Below are 14,650 nucleotides of genomic sequence, written 5' to 3' on the forward strand. Positions count from 1 at the left end.
ACAAGTCTTCCCTTGGATCAGCAGCGCAGCTTCACAGTTCGCGGCAACTCCTCCATCAGCTCCCCCTCCTCACTCAAGGCGGGGTAGGCCCGTTCCTGCTCCCGGCACCAGCGGGCCACTTCGGGGTAGGACCACTCAAACAGCAACTGCTGGTACTGCTCCGGCTTCAGGCCTTCGCCCTGGGTTGGAGCGAGTCCGGCCACCTGGCGTTGGCGCAGCGCTTCAAACAGCAGGGTCGCGGTGGCCACTGACACGTTCAGGGACTGCACCATGCCGCGCATCGGGATGAACAGCGCTTCATCCATCAGGTCCCGGGCTTGATCGGTCAGCCCCCATTTCTCGGCCCCGAGTACGAAGGCGGTGGGCCCGGTGAAGTCGCACTCCCGGTAGTCCTTGGCATCCACCCCGAGATGGGTCCCGTAGAGCCGGAACCCTTTCGCTTTGAGATGGCGGATGGCGGTTTCGGTGTCGGGATGGTCGTGCAGAGGCACCCATTTCTGACTGCCCTGGGCCGTGCTGTTGAACGTGCGTGGTCGCCCGTCAAAACTCACCGCGTGGGCTTCCAGCGCCCCGACGGCATCACAGCTGCGCAGGATGGCGGAGAGGTTGTGCGGTTTCTCCACGTGTTCGAGCAGCACCGTGAGATCCGTCATGCGGTGGTTGAGCACGGATTTCAGCCGCTCAAACCGTCGCGGCAGCAGGGGCATGGGCGGTCAGTCGGGAGAGAGCAACAGGTGGGGTCCTTCCATGCTGTGGGGTCTGGAACGACAATCAAGAAGTCAGCGCTTCCGTCGCCATCCAGATCCCGCCCAAGGATCCCTCCGTTGAACCGTACGTCTCCGGCGTCACGTTTGATCAGCGTGTCTGGAGCCAGGTGGCTCGTATTCCCTACGGTCGGTTGGCGACCTACGGCCAGATCGCTGATTTGATCGGTGCCTTTGGTTGTGCGCGTCAGGTGGGTTGGGCCTTGCGGCGGCTCAAGCTCCCATCCAGCGTTCCCTGGCACCGCGTGGTGAACGCTCAGGGCCGGATTTCGATGAGCCTCAGCCGCGAAGGCAGTGACTGGATCCAGCGGGATCTTCTGCTGGCTGAGGGCATTCCGGTGGATGAGGACGGACGCTTGCCGCTGCGTCAGTTCCTCTGGCACCCGGACGCCCATGCTGGGGACTGATGCGTGTCGCTCTTGTCTGATTCGGCTCCGATTGGACTGCTGCCGCGCCGTCTCGCCTGGGATGTGTTGCAGGCGGTGGCGGCAGGGGCCTATGCCGATGTGGCGTTGGAGCGGGTGCTGCGGGAGCGGGACCTCAAGCCTTCGGATCGGGGTTTGGTCACGGAGCTGGCCTATGGCGCGATCCGCCAACGGTGCACCCTCGATGCCTGGCTGGATCTGCTGGGCAAGGTGCCTGCCGCCAAGCAACCGCCCAAGCTGCGCTGGCTGTTGCATGTGGGTCTCTATCAACTGCTGTTGATGGAGCGGATTCCAGATTCAGCAGCGGTGAACACTGCCGTGGAGTTGGCCAAAGCCAGCAAGGGATTGGCCCGACTGGCCCCTGTGGTGAATGGGGTTCTGCGGGCGGCGCTGCGGGCGCGGGAGGCCGGCGAAACCCTGCCACTGCCCAACGATCTGCCGGCTCAGCTGGCCCAGACCCATTCCCTGCCGGATTGGTTCACCCAGTTGTTGATCGAGTGGCGCGGGGCAGAGGGGGCTGCGGCGGTGGCCAGCGCCTGCAACCGTGTGCCAGATCTGGATTTGCGGGTGAACCGGTTGCGATCGAGCCCTGCGCAGTTGCAGCAGGATCTGGCCGCGGCTGGCATCAGCAGTGAGCCCATCGTTGGTTGTCCTGACGGCCTGCGCATCTCAGGCCACAGCGGCGATCTGCGCCACTGGCCGGGTTATGCCGAGGGCCATTGGTGTGTGCAGGATTGTTCGGCGCAATCGATTGCACCTCTGCTCGATCCCCAGCCGGGAGATCGCATCCTCGATGCCTGCGCGGCTCCGGGGGGCAAAGCCACGCATGTGGCGGAGTTGGTGGGAGATCAGGCGGAGATCTGGGCTGTGGACCGTTCAGCCGGACGGCTGAAGCGCGTTGCGGCCAATGCCGCCCGGCTGGGCCTCGCCTCCATCAATGCCCTGGCTGCGGATGCTGCCAATCTTTTGAAGCAGCGCCCCCAATGGCGTGAATCCTTTCATCGGATCCTGATCGATGCCCCCTGCTCAGGGCTGGGAACCCTGGCCCGTCACCCCGATGCCCGTTGGCGGGTGACGCCCCAATCCATTCGTGGCCTTTTGCCCCAACAACAAGCTCTCCTGGACGGGCTTGTGCCGTTGTTGGCACCCCAAGGCGTGTTGGTGTACGCCACCTGCACCATTCATCCTGATGAGAATCAGAAACAGGTCCAGGCTTTGTTGAAGCGACATCCATCGCTCTGCCTGGAGCAGGAGAGCCAGCTCTGGCCGGATCAAGCCAGCGGGGGAGATGGGTTCTATTCGGCTGTGCTGCAGAGGGTTTAGGACTTTGGATTAATCCCGGGTCCAGCGACGTCCCTGGCGATCGACGCTTCTGCCTGGCGAGCTCTCTCTCCAGAGATAGGGGGTCTGGCGAGGCGGAGGCGTCAAGGGCGTGAGCGCGGGCAGCTCGGTTTGACCCATCGGTTGAGCTCCATCAGGATCGCCGCTGCCATTCCCCTTCTCCTGCTCTGGTTTGGTCTTCGGTGGCTTGGCGATCGTTTTCGGGTCGACAGCCAAGCGCACTTTGCGTTTCAGCTTGGGTTTGTCGGGGAAGTTTCGGACGGGGATCTCGTCCTTGATCTGGAGCATGAACTGTCGCCAAGCCCATGCCGCCTCGCCGCTGGTGCTCTTGGTGGCGCGGTCGTCGTCGTATCCGAACCAGACTCCTGTTGTGAGCTGAGGAATCGAGCCGATGAACCAGAGATCACGGGTGTTCTCTGAAGTTCCCGTTTTGCCGGCCACCTGGCGATCATCGAGTTTGGCGGCGATGCCGGTGCCGCCGGTTACCACCCGCTGCAGCATCCAGTTCATGGTGTCCGCCACATCACTATCAATCGCTCGCTTGCCTCGGTTGTCGCTCAGGCGCCGGCTCCAAAGCAGTTCATTCTTCGGCCCTCGGATCTCCTCAAAGGGGCTGGGTGAGAAGAACACGCCGCGGTTGGCCATGCCGGCATAGGCGGCGGTCATGTCGAGGATGGTTTGCTCGTAGGCCCCGATGGCCATGGGGTAGTACTTGCCGAGAGGCCGATCGGTGCCGATGTTGAAGTTGTTGGCAACCTCAATGACGGCATCAAATCCAACGATGTCCTGCAGTTGAACCGCCACCGTGTTGAGTGAGTTCTTGAGAGCATCAGCCAGGGAGATGTTGCCGTAGTACTTGTTGCCAAAGTTTTTGGGGCAGTAGCCGTTCCAGCACCGCTTGGCATCAAACACTTTGGTTTCGGGCTTCATGCCCCGATCAATGGCTGCGGCGTAGGGAAACAGCTTGAAGGTTGAGCCCGGAGAACGCAGCGCCAGGATGGTGCGGTTGAACTGGCTCTTGGAGAAATCCTTGCCGCCCACCATCACCCGCACCAGTCCGTTGCCGGGATCGATCGAAACCATCGCACCTTCCGTGTCGAAGGGGGCATTGGCTCGAATCACCTGCTGAGCTTTCTTTTGCCAGTCGAGATTCAGGCTGGTGCGCACCTTGACCCCACCCACCTCCAGTTGTTCGGGCGTTAAGAATTTGGGCAGCTCCTGGGCAATCCAGGTGGTGAAGTAAGGCGCTGAACTGTTGAAGTACTTGGGTGTTGCGGGCTTCAGGGCGAGGGGGCTGTTGCGACCGCGCTCTGCCTCGCTGGCGGAGATGAATCCGGCCTGGGCCATGCGGTCCAGAACGATCGAGCGCTGTTCCTTGGCCAGATCCGGGTTCACCAGGGGTGAATAAATCGATGGAGCTGGCGGCAGCCCAGCGATCATGGCTGCCTCAGGAACCGTGAGCTGCTCCGGGGTTTTGGAGAAGTAGATCCAGGCCGCATCGGCAACGCCATAGGCGCCGGACCCCAGGTAGACGTAGTTGAGGTACTGCTCGAGGATCTGCTGCTTGCTCAGCTGGCGCTCCAGCTTCATGGCCAGAGCCGCTTCCTTGAGTTTGCGGGTGATGGTGCGGTCTTGGCTCAAAAAGACGGTTCGAGCCAGCTGCTGGGTGATGGTGCTTGCTCCTTCCCGAACCGCGCCTTGGCGGACATTGGTGACGATGGCCCTGGCGATGCCCCAGCCATCCACACCGTCGTGCTGGTAGAAGCGACGGTCTTCGGCGGCGATGAACGCCTCAGCCACCGTTGGCGGCATCGCACCGGGCTTCACCTTCTCCCGCGTGGCTGGCCCCAGCTTCTGGATCACCTTGCCGTTGGTGGAGAGCAGGGTGATCGTTCCCGGCCGATTGAAACTGGCAATCCCACGGGCATCAGGCAGCGTGGCATCCACCAGTTCCGTCAGGGCTCGCATGCTTACAGCAGCGCCCACGCCCACTGCAGCTGCTGTACCAGCGATCAGTGCCCAGTGCAGGCGGGAACGGTTCACATCACCTGGGTTAAGGGGCTGTGGCCCACGGCCAGAGCGGTTACCAACATGCCGAGCACCAGGAAGGGCTGAGCACTGGCCTGATATTTCACGTCAAAAGCCACCGGGTCTCGCAGCAACCAGATGTCCTGGAAGGTGATCTGGGGAACGATCAAGAGAACCAGTAGAACCGCTGCAAAATGCTGGCCGATCCCGATCAAGACGGCAACCATGGCCAGCTGAAAAACATCGATCATCGCTGCGCTGATCCAACTGGCGCGTTTGATGCCGAACACCACCGGCAACGATTCAAGCCCGAGTTCACGGTCCCCCTCAACGCTCTTGAAATCGTTGACGACAGCGATGCCAAGACCCGCAAGGCTGTAAGCCAGGGTGAGCAGTGCAGTGCCCCAGGTCAGCTGCCCAAACAGGGCCTGGCCGGCCCACCAGGGCAGAGCGATGTAGCTGGCGCCTAGGGCGTAGTTTCCCAGCCAACCGTTTTGCTTCAGCTTCAGCGGAGGAGCTGAATAGATGTAGCTCACAAACGAGCCACCCAACGCCAGAAGAAACACCACAGGCGTGGTGTGGCCGGCCCAGCGGTCGAGTCCGTAGGACACGCCCAAACCAGCGAGCAGCAGCACCCAGATCTGCAGCTTCACCTGGCCCAGTGGAATCGCTCCCGACGGGATTGGCCGGTACGGCTCGTTGATCGCGTCGATCTCTCGGTCGTAGTAGTCGTTGATGGTCTGGGTGAAGCCCGCCAACAAGGGGCCGCTCATCAACATGCAGGCGAAGGCAGCGAGCACGTGATCCACACGCCACTCGTAGTTGCCGCTGGCTGCAGCACCACAGACCACCCCCCAGATCAAGGGGATCCAGGTGACCGGTTTCATAAGCTGCAGCCGCAGCTTCCAGATGTTGGTGGTGCCTGAGGCACCTTTCATCCCAAGCAGCTGACGCGCGTCGCTCACAGAGACAGTCCTCAGGCGGCGGCGATTTCGTCTTCGAAGAACCAGCTGGTGGAGCCATCGCTGAGCTCAACAACCACACCGATTCCTTTGCCGTCGACGGTGCGGAAATCCTTCACCGTGCCGTTGGCGTCCTTCTTCAGAAGGTCAACCATGGCCTGGGGAATGCGATCACGCACGCGGGTCACGCGAACCTTGGAGCCGATCGAAATGGCGTCAGCCTGGGACATGGCCTGCGAGGCTTGGAGAGTGGCGCAACCCTAACAGTCGCTTTTGCGCCGAATCGATGGTTGCTCTGCGTCTGATTCCTTGCCTGGATGTCGCCCGGGGACGGGTGGTGAAAGGTGTCAATTTCGTTGGCCTGCGCGATGCCGGCGATCCAGTGGAGCTGGCTTGCCGTTACAGCCGGGCAGGGGCGGATGAACTCGTTTTCCTCGACATCGCAGCCAGCCATGAGGGGCGCGGCACCCTGATCGACATGGTGCGTCGCACAGCTGAATCGGTCACGATTCCTTTCACGGTTGGCGGCGGCATCAGCACCGTTGAGGGAATCACCGAGTTGTTGCGTGCCGGTGCCGACAAGGTGAGCCTCAACTCCTCCGCGGTGCGGCGGCCTGAGCTGGTGCGAGAGGGGGCCGATCAGTTCGGCTGCCAGTGCATCGTCGTGGCCATTGATGCCCGTCGTCGCGATGCCGGCGGCTGGGATGTGTACGTGAAGGGAGGCCGCGAGAACACGGGCCTCGATGTTGTGGAGTGGGCCCAGCGGGTGGCTGGCCTCGGGGCTGGAGAGATCCTGCTCACCTCCATGGATGGTGATGGCACCCAGGCTGGATACGACCTCGCCCTGACCAGGACCGTGGCCGATGCGGTTCCCATCCCGGTAATCGCCTCCGGTGGTGCGGGTTGCCTGGATCACATCGCTGAGGCGTTGGACGTGGGCCCTGAGGGAGGCCATGCTTCCGCAGCCTTGCTGGCCTCGTTGCTGCACGACGGTGTTCTCACCGTGGAACAGATCAAGCAAGATCTGCTTTCCCGTGGCCTGACGATTCGTCCATGAAGCCTGGTGATCCTGCGGCGGTGGAACAGCTGTTTGACGCTGTCGCTCCCCGCTACGACCGCCTCAACGATGTGCTCAGTTTCGGGTTGCATCGCCAGTGGAAACGTCAGTTGGTGCGCGCCCTCAAGCCTGTGGCTGGCGAGCATTGGCTGGATCTGTGCTGCGGAACGGGGGACCTGGCCTTGGAACTGGGGCGATGTGTTCGCCCCGCTGGTGCTGTCACTGGTCTCGATGCCGCCGCTGCTCCGCTTGAGCGCGCCCGCCAGCGCCAGCGCCAGCAGCCCTGGTTGCCGGTGACCTTCCAGCAAGGGGATGCTCTGCAAACCGGCTTGCCCACTGCCTGCGTGGATGGTGCGGTGATGGCCTACGGATTGCGCAATCTGGCTGACCCCCTGCAGGGGCTGAAGGAACTGCGCCGGCTGTTGAAGCCCGGCGGGCGTGCTGGGGTGCTGGACTTCAACCGTCTGCCCCAAAGCGGCGCGGCGGCTGCTTTTCAGCGCTTCTATCTGCGTCGCCTGGTGGTGCCCGCTGCCGCCTCTGTGGGCTTACGGGAGGAATACGCCTACCTGGAGAAAAGCCTGGAGCGCTTTCCTGCGGGGCCTGAACAGGAGCGGCTGGCACGGCAGGCGGGATTTGCCGAAGTGAACCACCGCTCGCTCGTGGCCGGGCAGATGGGCGTTTTGATCCTTAGGGCATGAATCTTCACCTGCGTCGCTTGCGACACACCCCGCTACTGACGTAGGAAAGCTGAAGAGAACGTTAAGGGGAGGTTCCGGTTTGGCGTTTCCGCTGCCGAAGCTGCTGCCCCGCATTGAAGAGCTGCTTCAGGAAGTGCAGTGGCTGGATGGCCTGATCCTGATCACCGACTCCGACCGCGCCTGTTTCGTCTCCTTCTCGCAGGTGGATCCACTGTTGCGTCGCCTGCGCCAGCGCCCCAAGGGCCCTGAGGTCGCTGAAAAGCTGTGCATGTCCTTGCTGGATTGCCATGGCAAGGGCGGTGCAAAGCCGGTCCTGGTCTTTCAGGGGGATGGCAGTTTCTGGCTCGGAATGATTGGTCCCAGCGGCAACAATCCGCATCGCCATCACGCCATCGCGCACCTGCACCGTTGCCTGGCTTTGGAGGGCTGACCGGCCACTGGGCAGAATCGGAACCCAGGACGCCCCGGCCCAGTGCATTTTCAGGACATCATCAGCACGCTCAACCGGTTCTGGGCAGACCAGGGATGTCTGTTGCTGCAGCCCTACGACACCGAAAAGGGTGCCGGCACCATGAGCCCCCACACGGTGCTCCGGGCCATCGGCCCGGAGCCCTGGGCCGTGGCCTATCCCGAACCCTGCCGTCGCCCCACCGATGGCCGTTATGGCGACAACCCCAACCGGGCCCAGCACTATTTCCAGTACCAGGTGCTGATCAAGCCATCCCCAGATGGCATCCAGGAGACCTACCTGGCGTCATTGGAGGCGTTGGGCATCAAGGCCGCTGACCACGACATCCGTTTCGTCGAAGACAACTGGGAGTCCCCAACCCTCGGTGCCTGGGGTGTGGGCTGGGAAGTGTGGCTCGACGGCATGGAGGTGACCCAGTTCACCTATTTCCAGCAATGCGGCGGCATCGATTGCAAGCCCGTTTCGATTGAGATCACCTACGGGCTCGAGCGGCTGGCGATGTATCTCCAAGACGTGGAAAGCATCTGGGACCTCAGCTGGAATAGCGAGCGCAGTTACGGCGAGATCTGGCTGCCGTTTGAAAAGGGGCAGTGCCACTTCAACTTTGAGGCCTCCAATCCCGAGCGGCTCAAGCAGTTGTTCGCCATCTATGAAGCGGAAGCGGCAGATCTGATCGAGAAGCAGCTGCCGGCACCGGCCTTGGATTTCGTTCTGAAGTGCAGCCACACCTTCAACCTGCTGGAGGCCCGTGGCGTGATTTCCGTGACGGAGCGCACCGCCACCATCGGTCGGATCCGCAACCTGGCCCGCAAGGTGGCCGAGGCCTGGCTGGCGGAACGGGAAGCCCTTGGTTTCCCGCTCTTGAAAGGGGGAACTCTCGAGACAGCGGCCTGAGGTTTCTGCGTCGACGTCGTTCTGCTGATGCCATTGCCCTCTGTCTCCTGGCGCTCCTTGTGCTTCGAGGGGTGTTGTGGGGGGTGCCGACGCCGAGCCGAGCCGCTCCATCTCTCCTGATCCAGACGCCACCGGCGACCGTGGCGATCAGCGGGCGCTTGCTTGCCGATGTGCGCCGTTATTCCTTGGGGGTGTTTCGGTCTGTTGGAGGTGGATCGGATCGATGCTCGTCGGGTCGACGAGCGAACCGAGCTGCAGTTGCCTGAGTGCCCTGCACCCCTGTTGCAGGGCTGGCGTGTCCAGGCCACGGGGGTGCTGAGGCGTCCGCTGCCAGCGGTACACCCGCTGTTGCCGGGATCGGCAGAACGTCTAGCCCGCCAAGGCAGTTGGAGTCAGCTGCGGGCCGAGAGCATCGAAGTGCTGCAGCGTCCATGGAAGCCGTTGGCTGATCTGCGGCGCGATGTTGCACAACGGCTGCAACAGGCCGTGGGGCCGCGGCGGGGCGGTTTCCTGGCTGCTCTGGTGCTGGGCAGCGCCCAGGTGCAGCTCCCGGAAGACATCCGAGCGGCGTTCCGCATGGCCGGCTTGTCCCATGCCCTGGCGGCATCGGGTTTTCACCTCTCCGTACTGCTCGGCAGTGCGCTGATGCTGGCCCGCCGCTGGCTCGCCATAGCGGGCGTGCCGCTCTGGTGAGCACCCATGGCGATGCGCGCAGTTGCCGAATGGCCAAGAGACTCGCCGCCGTGCACGGCCACGCCCGTCTGGACTGGGTGAGGCTTTTGGATCCTGTGGCCACAGACGTGCTGGCCTGCTGGCAAGCGCTGGCATACCGCGTTGTGGCTCCTCAGCAAGCCCATGCTCCCATCGCCATCGGCCAGGTGCTTCGGAGTGATGGCCTATCGGTGCAGCGCCACCAGCATCGTTATGCAGCACTGGTGATTCGAGTGGGGCATCAGCGCTCGCATCTGTTTCTAAGCCCTCAGGTCTTGTGGGCACTGCAGCATCGGCGGCGATCAGAACCCCTGCAGTTGATCACCGGAATATGGCTGGGCTTCAAGCCTTCCGCACTGCAGCGCCGTTGGCTTCTGAAGACTGGAGCGGGTGCTCGGTTCGTCGGCCTTTAAACTTCGGGAACGCCTGAAGGCGTTTGGAGAGGTGGCAGAGTCCGGTTGATCGCGCACGACTCGAAATCGTGTAGGGGTAACACCCTCGTGGGTTCGAATCCCACCCTCTCCGTTCTGAGTAAGTCTTGAAAGGTATTTGTCCAGCCCTTTTTTGCTAGCGGCACTCCCTGCCGCTTTTTATTGATTGCGGGCAACCGAACCCTGATCGGTCAGCACTGCCAGTGCCGCCGGTTCTGCCGCTCCTCACGGGAGAACACCTGGAGGAGGTTGGTGGGGAGAAGAACGACGGGACGGGACCTCTGGGGTATTAATGGCACTCCAGGGTCTTTTTATTCCCTTGGTGATTCCCCAGCTGCTTTGGCAAGGTTTTTTGTGTGAGATGACCTGAGCCTGCGTCAGACCTTAGGGATCACGTATTGAAAGTTAGAGGGAGATGAGCGCAAAGAACGGCTACTTGCAACTGGCTTTGATGAAGGAAGAGCTCTGTAATCGGGGCTCTTCTGTAATTACCATTTCCTCTATGAAATAGAGATCAAAAATACTATGGATGAAAAAAATTTCAGTTCAGATATCTAAAGAAATCGCGTCATAGTGTGAACGTCAGCCTCATAGGTATTTTGACTGCGATCAATTTCAATATGAAAATCGCTCTCATTATTGTTCCAATAGCTCCTTCTCTCAACCATTCTATTAATAATCTCACATTGAGGTTAAATCAAAATTAACTGCAAATTCAGGGTCGCCAGATGCATTGCAAGCATGTGCTGCTTACAACAACATTAATCTTTGACATTACTTTCAAATGTTGCGTTTGGGCCCTCATTTGAGCTTATTGCCATGCTGTGCAGCTTCGGCAAGTGTCTTCTTTCACCAGATCTAAAAAATATAATGCGAATCGTCGGCTATGATAAAGAGAGTTATCTGACGATTTCTTTCTTCCTGCGAATGCATTCATTTTCGTAAGCAATGAATAAATATAATTTCGGCAAGAATTTGTTGTTCGCTGGCTGTTTCCTTTTGCCTACGTCGGGTTATATTGGGCCTTTTTTAATCCTTTTGGCTTGCATCTGCGGTTCGTCTTTGCAAGGATTTAAAGCTTTATTTGTGAAAAAGATGTATCCTCTGTATTTATTGTCTGTATTGATATTGATATCTGCATTCGCTAGTCCTTTTGGCCTGCAATCTTGTGGTGGGATCTTCAACTGGCTCCCTTTCTTTTGGCTCTTTTGGTCCTTGTCTGTATACCTGCGAGATAAAAATAATATCAAGTGTGTTGCTATGAGCTTGGTTTATGGGACGATTCCAGTTCTGATAATTGGGTTTTCCCAATTGATATTTGGATTTAACGAATCGCTAAGAGTCTTTGGTAGTTTTATCGTATGGCATCTCTTTGATAATGGCGAATTTACAGGAGTGTTTTACAACAGAAACATATGCGCTGCATGGTTAGCCGCCAGTTTCCCCTTTTTTGTTGCTGCAATTCGTGCTGAGACTCATTCAAATGAGAATACTTCGAAGAGTTTTGTCGCTTCGCTCGCCCTGTTTTCAGTCTCTCTTGCTATGATATTGTCTAATTCTAGAAACGCTATTGGGTCGTTAATTTTTGGGACATTAGGTATGATTGCCGATATTTTTTCGGTAAATCAATCGATTAGTGGCTTCAAATTTTCTAGATCTAGTGTCACATTGTTTGTGATCGCGGTTGTTTCCTCTTTTGGTATTTACCTTGGCTTGGTGCATCCAGCTTTAGATGCCCTTGGTCAATTCTTCACTGATGAATACCGCTTAGAGATATGGAGATTTGGGGTTCTTGTCGCATCTAAAAACTTTTTAGTAGGTTCCGGTCCTGGTGGTTTTATAGGCTATGTTTCTCTTCTTTCACCTTTCGATAAGCCATTTTATCACGTTCATTCTCTGCCGTTAGACCTTTGGCTGAGTTATGGATTTGTTGCGTTGGCTGTATTTTTGGTTTATGTTTTTGTTTGGCTCTTTATAGCTATACGTTCTGGCATGTTGCAAGAAAGTCTTTTCAGTAAGGCCTGGGTAATATCGTTTTTATTGTTAATTATTGTTCATGTCACGGACTTGCCTTACCTAGATGCAAGAATTAATTTAGTTGGCTGGATTCTTTTTGCAGGAATTGTTTCTTGTGCGGAGTCTTCTGCCTTGGCGTCCGCTGAGTCTTCTAATGATGCTTTCGATTGATATTGATTTACGGTTAATTGACGCGTGCTGTATAAGCTGAGTTGTTTGTCTCTCTGGCTATATGGAGGCTTATGCAAATTTTTTATTGAAGATATTTTCTTTTGCTTAGGAATGAAACAAAAGCACTAATCCATATTTTACCTGATGGAATTCTCGCTCCTCGCGGCTGAGATCCAGTCCTAGCTTTAGTCCCTCTTTAAGTGCATCTTCGAATGGTGGTGTTGGTGGCGGAGCGTTGTCAATGCATAGCGCTGCAATTCCGACGGCTGTTGCATGCCACCGGAATCGGTTTGTCGTTCCGATGTCCGGTTCGGTCAACGCCTCCTCAAGGAGGATGTTGATGGTGATGTTTGTGCTGGACATGCTCCCAGCATCGTGAGCTGAGCTTTCTGATGCAATGAGCTGAGAGAGTTTGTTGCGTTTGCGGCAATTTGGATCAACGCCCCTGCCTTTGGGCGACTCTTCTCTAGCTCACGGCTCAACCTAATACTTTTGTGTTGTAGTAGAGCTTGTTGATTATTTAGCTGCTAAGGCGAGCTCAGTTATTGCCATAGTCATAAGCCACAAGACTTCAAGTCGGCTTGATGCCTTTAGAACAGCTCTAACCAGCTGCGCATTTGCAGTTGGTTGGCCGGCCCCAAGCACAGGTTTCTGCACCAAGCGCTCTCCATACCTGTTCTCGCCTCCAAGTTGGATCCCGATGCAGTGGGCGTAGATCGCTTCTGAACGACCTGCATTGGGGGATGGATCCGCAGAGCCATCCCGCTCTGCCTCCTGCACCCGTTGCACCCAATGCGACCAGGGTGGGCAGACCAGGGGCAGCGTCAGCATGACCATCCGGCAGGGCAGCCAGGTGAGCAGATCGTCGAGGCGTGCGCCGGCTGTCCCCAACCAGCGCAGCCGGCCGCTGCGGTACCCAAGCATGGAATCCAGCGTGCTGCTGGCCTTGAAGCCCCAGGCCAGTGCCAGCGGACCAGGGCCAGAGGGCAGGACCATCCACAGCAGGGCACCGATTCCCATCCAGAACAGCGGTGCGAAGACGCCATCCACGGCATTCTCTGAGGCTGTTTCAGCTACGGCTCTGAGCAGTCCCGTGCGATCCAGACTCTGAACGTCGCGTCCAACGATCCAGCTCAAGTTCTGTCGGGCTGGTTCGAGATCCCCCTCCGTTGCTGAGGGCAGTGCATCCACTACGGCGAGCACACTGTCCTTGAGGCTGCGAGCCGCCAGAGCGCTGGCGAGGCTCAGGGTCAGTACCGGAATGCTGAGCCATCCCCATGGGGAGGGAAGCCATAGCAGCCGCTCCAGACACCAGCCTGTCAGAACGCTGCCAAGCACAAGGATCAGGGTGATCAAGCCTCCCCCGATCCGCAGCTTGATCGGATGGTCTCCCGCCCATCGCTCGACCCATTGGCGCAACTGCTGAATGCTCCACCCCATAACCACCACGGGGTGGAGCCACCGGCGCGGGTCACCGATCAGCCGATCAAGCACGGCTGCCCCGATCACCAGCAGGCCTCCCAACGCTTCTGAACTCATGGGAGGGGCGTGACCAGAAACCAACAAAAATCCCCGCTCTGCACCGTAATGGCAACAGAGCGGGGGGTGAGCTGAGTGATGGTGTCTGATGTCACCAGCTGTTCAGCGCTTGCGCTGGATCAGGCGTCCTTCAGCCAGCTGAACATCGAGCGCAGGCCTTTGCCCACTTTCTCGATCGGATGCTGTGAATCACGGTCACGCACCTTTTTCATCTCTGGCTTGCCGGCTTCGCATTCGGCCACGAAGTTCCTGGCGAAGGTGCCGTCCTGGATGTCTGCCAGAACGCGCTTCATCTCGGCCTTGGTGTCGGCGGTGATCAGACGGGGGCCGCTTACGTAGTCGCCGTACTCCGCGGTGTTGGAGATTGAATCGCGCATGGAGGTCAGTCCTCCCTTCACCATCAGATCCACAATCAGCTTCACTTCGTGCAGGCACTCGAAGTAAGCCAATTCGGGCTGGTAGCCCGCTTCCACTAGGGTCTCGAAACCAGCCTTCACGAGTTCAGACAGACCGCCACACAGCACAGCCTGTTCACCGAACAGGTCGGTTTCGGTCTCTTCCTTGAAGTTGGTCTCCAGAATGCCGGCACGGGTGCCACCGATTCCCTTGGCGTAGGCCATCGCCATGCCGCGGGCGTTGCCGGAGGCGTCCTGTTCGATGGCGAACAAGGCGGGCACGCCCTGGCCGTTTTGGTACTCCCAACGCACGGTGTGGCCAGGGCCCTTCGGGGCAATCATCACCACATCCACATCGGCGGGGGGCTTGATCAGCTCGAAACGGATGTTGAAGCCGTGGGCGAAGCTGAGCACCTTGCCTGCACTCAGGTGGGGTGCGATTTCCTTCTCGTAGACGTCCTTCTGGAATTCGTCGGGCAGCAAGACCATGATCCAGTCGGCCTTGGCTGAGGCATCGGCCACGCTCAGCACTTCAAGGCCGTCCGCCTTGGCTTTCTCGGCGGAGCGGCTGCCGTCATAGAGGCCCACCACCACATTCACGCCTGAATCCTTCAGGTTCAGAGCGTGGGCATGACCCTGGGAGCCATAACCAATGATGGCCACGGTCTTGCCGTTCAGCAGACCGAGATCGGCGTCGGAGTCGTAAAAGAGCTGGGCCATCCGGGGCGGGCTTGCGGAACACTGCAGTG

At 58.8% G+C, this 14,650-nt stretch carries 16 protein-coding genes and 1 tRNA gene; 10 read left to right on the forward strand and 7 right to left on the reverse strand.

Annotated elements, in window-relative coordinates:
* Positions 1-17: 17 nt before the first annotated feature.
* Complete coding sequence (gene trmH, locus DXY03_RS00825) at positions 18-707, reverse strand: tRNA (guanosine(18)-2'-O)-methyltransferase TrmH (RefSeq protein ID WP_115008725.1); 690 nt, start codon at positions 705-707, stop codon at positions 18-20.
* Positions 708-874: 167 nt separating this feature from the next.
* Here trmH and DXY03_RS00830 point away from each other — a divergent pair, with 167 nt between their 5' ends.
* Entirely contained in the window at positions 875-1,171 is a 297-nt protein-coding gene (locus tag DXY03_RS00830) for an MGMT family protein (RefSeq protein WP_244272171.1), read from the forward strand.
* Between the two features lie 3 nt (positions 1,172-1,174).
* Positions 1,175-2,512, forward strand: a complete 1,338-nt coding sequence (locus tag DXY03_RS00835) for a 16S rRNA (cytosine(967)-C(5))-methyltransferase (protein WP_170951924.1) — start codon at positions 1,175-1,177, stop codon at positions 2,510-2,512.
* Positions 2,513-2,521: 9 nt separating this feature from the next.
* Here the strand turns inward: DXY03_RS00835 and DXY03_RS00840 are convergent, their stop codons facing one another.
* The 3 genes from DXY03_RS00840 to DXY03_RS00850 are packed head-to-tail and all read right to left on the reverse strand — an operon-like array spanning position 2,522 to position 5,750.
* A complete protein-coding gene (locus DXY03_RS00840) occupies positions 2,522-4,573 on the reverse strand; it encodes a transglycosylase domain-containing protein (RefSeq protein ID WP_115008728.1) in 2,052 nt (683 codons plus the stop codon).
* On the reverse strand, positions 4,570-5,523 hold the full coding sequence (gene chlG / locus DXY03_RS00845; protein WP_115008729.1) for a chlorophyll synthase ChlG: 954 nt from the start codon (positions 5,521-5,523) through the stop codon (positions 4,570-4,572). The genes DXY03_RS00840 and chlG overlap by 4 nt, the downstream gene beginning before the upstream one ends.
* A gap of 11 nt (positions 5,524-5,534) precedes the next feature.
* A complete protein-coding gene (locus DXY03_RS00850) occupies positions 5,535-5,750 on the reverse strand; it encodes a DUF2862 domain-containing protein (protein ID WP_114988478.1) in 216 nt (71 codons plus the stop codon).
* A gap of 56 nt (positions 5,751-5,806) precedes the next feature.
* Here DXY03_RS00850 and hisF point away from each other — a divergent pair, with 56 nt between their 5' ends.
* The 8 genes from hisF to DXY03_RS00885 all read left to right on the forward strand — a co-directional run bounded on the left by hisF (position 5,807) and on the right by DXY03_RS00885 (position 11,967).
* The gene (gene hisF, locus DXY03_RS00855) at positions 5,807-6,577 is read left to right on the forward strand and encodes an imidazole glycerol phosphate synthase subunit HisF (RefSeq protein WP_115008730.1); all 771 of its coding nucleotides are present in this window, start codon (positions 5,807-5,809) and stop codon (positions 6,575-6,577) included.
* Complete coding sequence (ubiE, locus tag DXY03_RS00860) at positions 6,574-7,275, forward strand: bifunctional demethylmenaquinone methyltransferase/2-methoxy-6-polyprenyl-1,4-benzoquinol methylase UbiE (RefSeq protein ID WP_115008731.1); 702 nt, start codon at positions 6,574-6,576, stop codon at positions 7,273-7,275. Before hisF ends, ubiE begins: the two co-directional genes overlap by 4 nt.
* A 79-nt stretch (positions 7,276-7,354) precedes the next feature.
* Entirely contained in the window at positions 7,355-7,705 is a 351-nt protein-coding gene (locus tag DXY03_RS00865; RefSeq protein WP_114988475.1) for a hypothetical protein, read from the forward strand.
* A 42-nt stretch (positions 7,706-7,747) separates the two neighbouring features.
* On the forward strand, positions 7,748-8,638 hold the full coding sequence (gene glyQ, locus DXY03_RS00870) for a glycine--tRNA ligase subunit alpha (protein WP_115008732.1): 891 nt from the start codon (positions 7,748-7,750) through the stop codon (positions 8,636-8,638).
* Positions 8,639-8,806: 168 nt separating this feature from the next.
* Complete coding sequence (locus DXY03_RS12520; RefSeq protein ID WP_244272173.1) at positions 8,807-9,331, forward strand: ComEC/Rec2 family competence protein; 525 nt, start codon at positions 8,807-8,809, stop codon at positions 9,329-9,331.
* 29 nt (positions 9,332-9,360) lie between these two features.
* Complete coding sequence (locus tag DXY03_RS12525; RefSeq protein ID WP_244272175.1) at positions 9,361-9,762, forward strand: hypothetical protein; 402 nt, start codon at positions 9,361-9,363, stop codon at positions 9,760-9,762.
* A 25-nt stretch (positions 9,763-9,787) separates the two neighbouring features.
* Positions 9,788-9,874, forward strand: a tRNA-Ser gene (locus DXY03_RS00880).
* A 1,121-nt stretch (positions 9,875-10,995) separates the two neighbouring features.
* Positions 10,996-11,967: an O-antigen ligase gene (locus DXY03_RS00885; protein ID WP_170951925.1), complete on the forward strand. Its 972-nt coding sequence runs from the start codon at positions 10,996-10,998 to the stop codon at positions 11,965-11,967.
* Between the two features lie 105 nt (positions 11,968-12,072).
* Here the strand turns inward: DXY03_RS00885 and DXY03_RS00890 are convergent, their stop codons facing one another.
* The 3 genes from DXY03_RS00890 to ilvC form a co-directional block, all read right to left on the reverse strand.
* Complete coding sequence (locus DXY03_RS00890) at positions 12,073-12,330, reverse strand: hypothetical protein (protein WP_115008734.1); 258 nt, start codon at positions 12,328-12,330, stop codon at positions 12,073-12,075.
* A gap of 153 nt (positions 12,331-12,483) precedes the next feature.
* Positions 12,484-13,506, reverse strand: a complete 1,023-nt coding sequence (gene cbiB, locus DXY03_RS00895) for an adenosylcobinamide-phosphate synthase CbiB (protein WP_115008735.1) — start codon at positions 13,504-13,506, stop codon at positions 12,484-12,486.
* A 119-nt stretch (positions 13,507-13,625) separates the two neighbouring features.
* A complete protein-coding gene (ilvC, locus tag DXY03_RS00900; protein WP_114988451.1) occupies positions 13,626-14,621 on the reverse strand; it encodes a ketol-acid reductoisomerase in 996 nt (331 codons plus the stop codon).
* Between the last annotated feature and the right edge of the window lie 29 nt (positions 14,622-14,650).

Origin of the sequence: Synechococcus sp. N5 (genome assembly GCF_900473925.1) — a bacterium.
GTDB lineage: Bacteria > Cyanobacteriota > Cyanobacteriia > PCC-6307 > Cyanobiaceae > Parasynechococcus.

Coding starts and splice junctions, on each gene's coding strand:
- trmH (WP_115008725.1), bottom strand. CDS start 707: ATGCCCCTGCTGCCGCGACGGTTTGAGCGGCTGAAATCCGTGCTCAAC.
- DXY03_RS00850 (WP_114988478.1), bottom strand. CDS start 5,750: ATGTCCCAGGCTGACGCCATTTCGATCGGCTCCAAGGTTCGCGTGACC.
- hisF (WP_115008730.1), top strand. CDS start 5,807: ATGGTTGCTCTGCGTCTGATTCCTTGCCTGGATGTCGCCCGGGGACGG.
- ubiE (WP_115008731.1), top strand. CDS start 6,574: ATGAAGCCTGGTGATCCTGCGGCGGTGGAACAGCTGTTTGACGCTGTC.
- DXY03_RS12520 (WP_244272173.1), top strand. CDS start 8,807: ATGTGCGCCGTTATTCCTTGGGGGTGTTTCGGTCTGTTGGAGGTGGAT.
- DXY03_RS12525 (WP_244272175.1), top strand. CDS start 9,361: ATGGCCAAGAGACTCGCCGCCGTGCACGGCCACGCCCGTCTGGACTGG.
- DXY03_RS00890 (WP_115008734.1), bottom strand. CDS start 12,330: ATGTCCAGCACAAACATCACCATCAACATCCTCCTTGAGGAGGCGTTG.
- cbiB (WP_115008735.1), bottom strand. CDS start 13,506: ATGAGTTCAGAAGCGTTGGGAGGCCTGCTGGTGATCGGGGCAGCCGTG.
- ilvC (WP_114988451.1), bottom strand. CDS start 14,621: ATGGCCCAGCTCTTTTACGACTCCGACGCCGATCTCGGTCTGCTGAAC.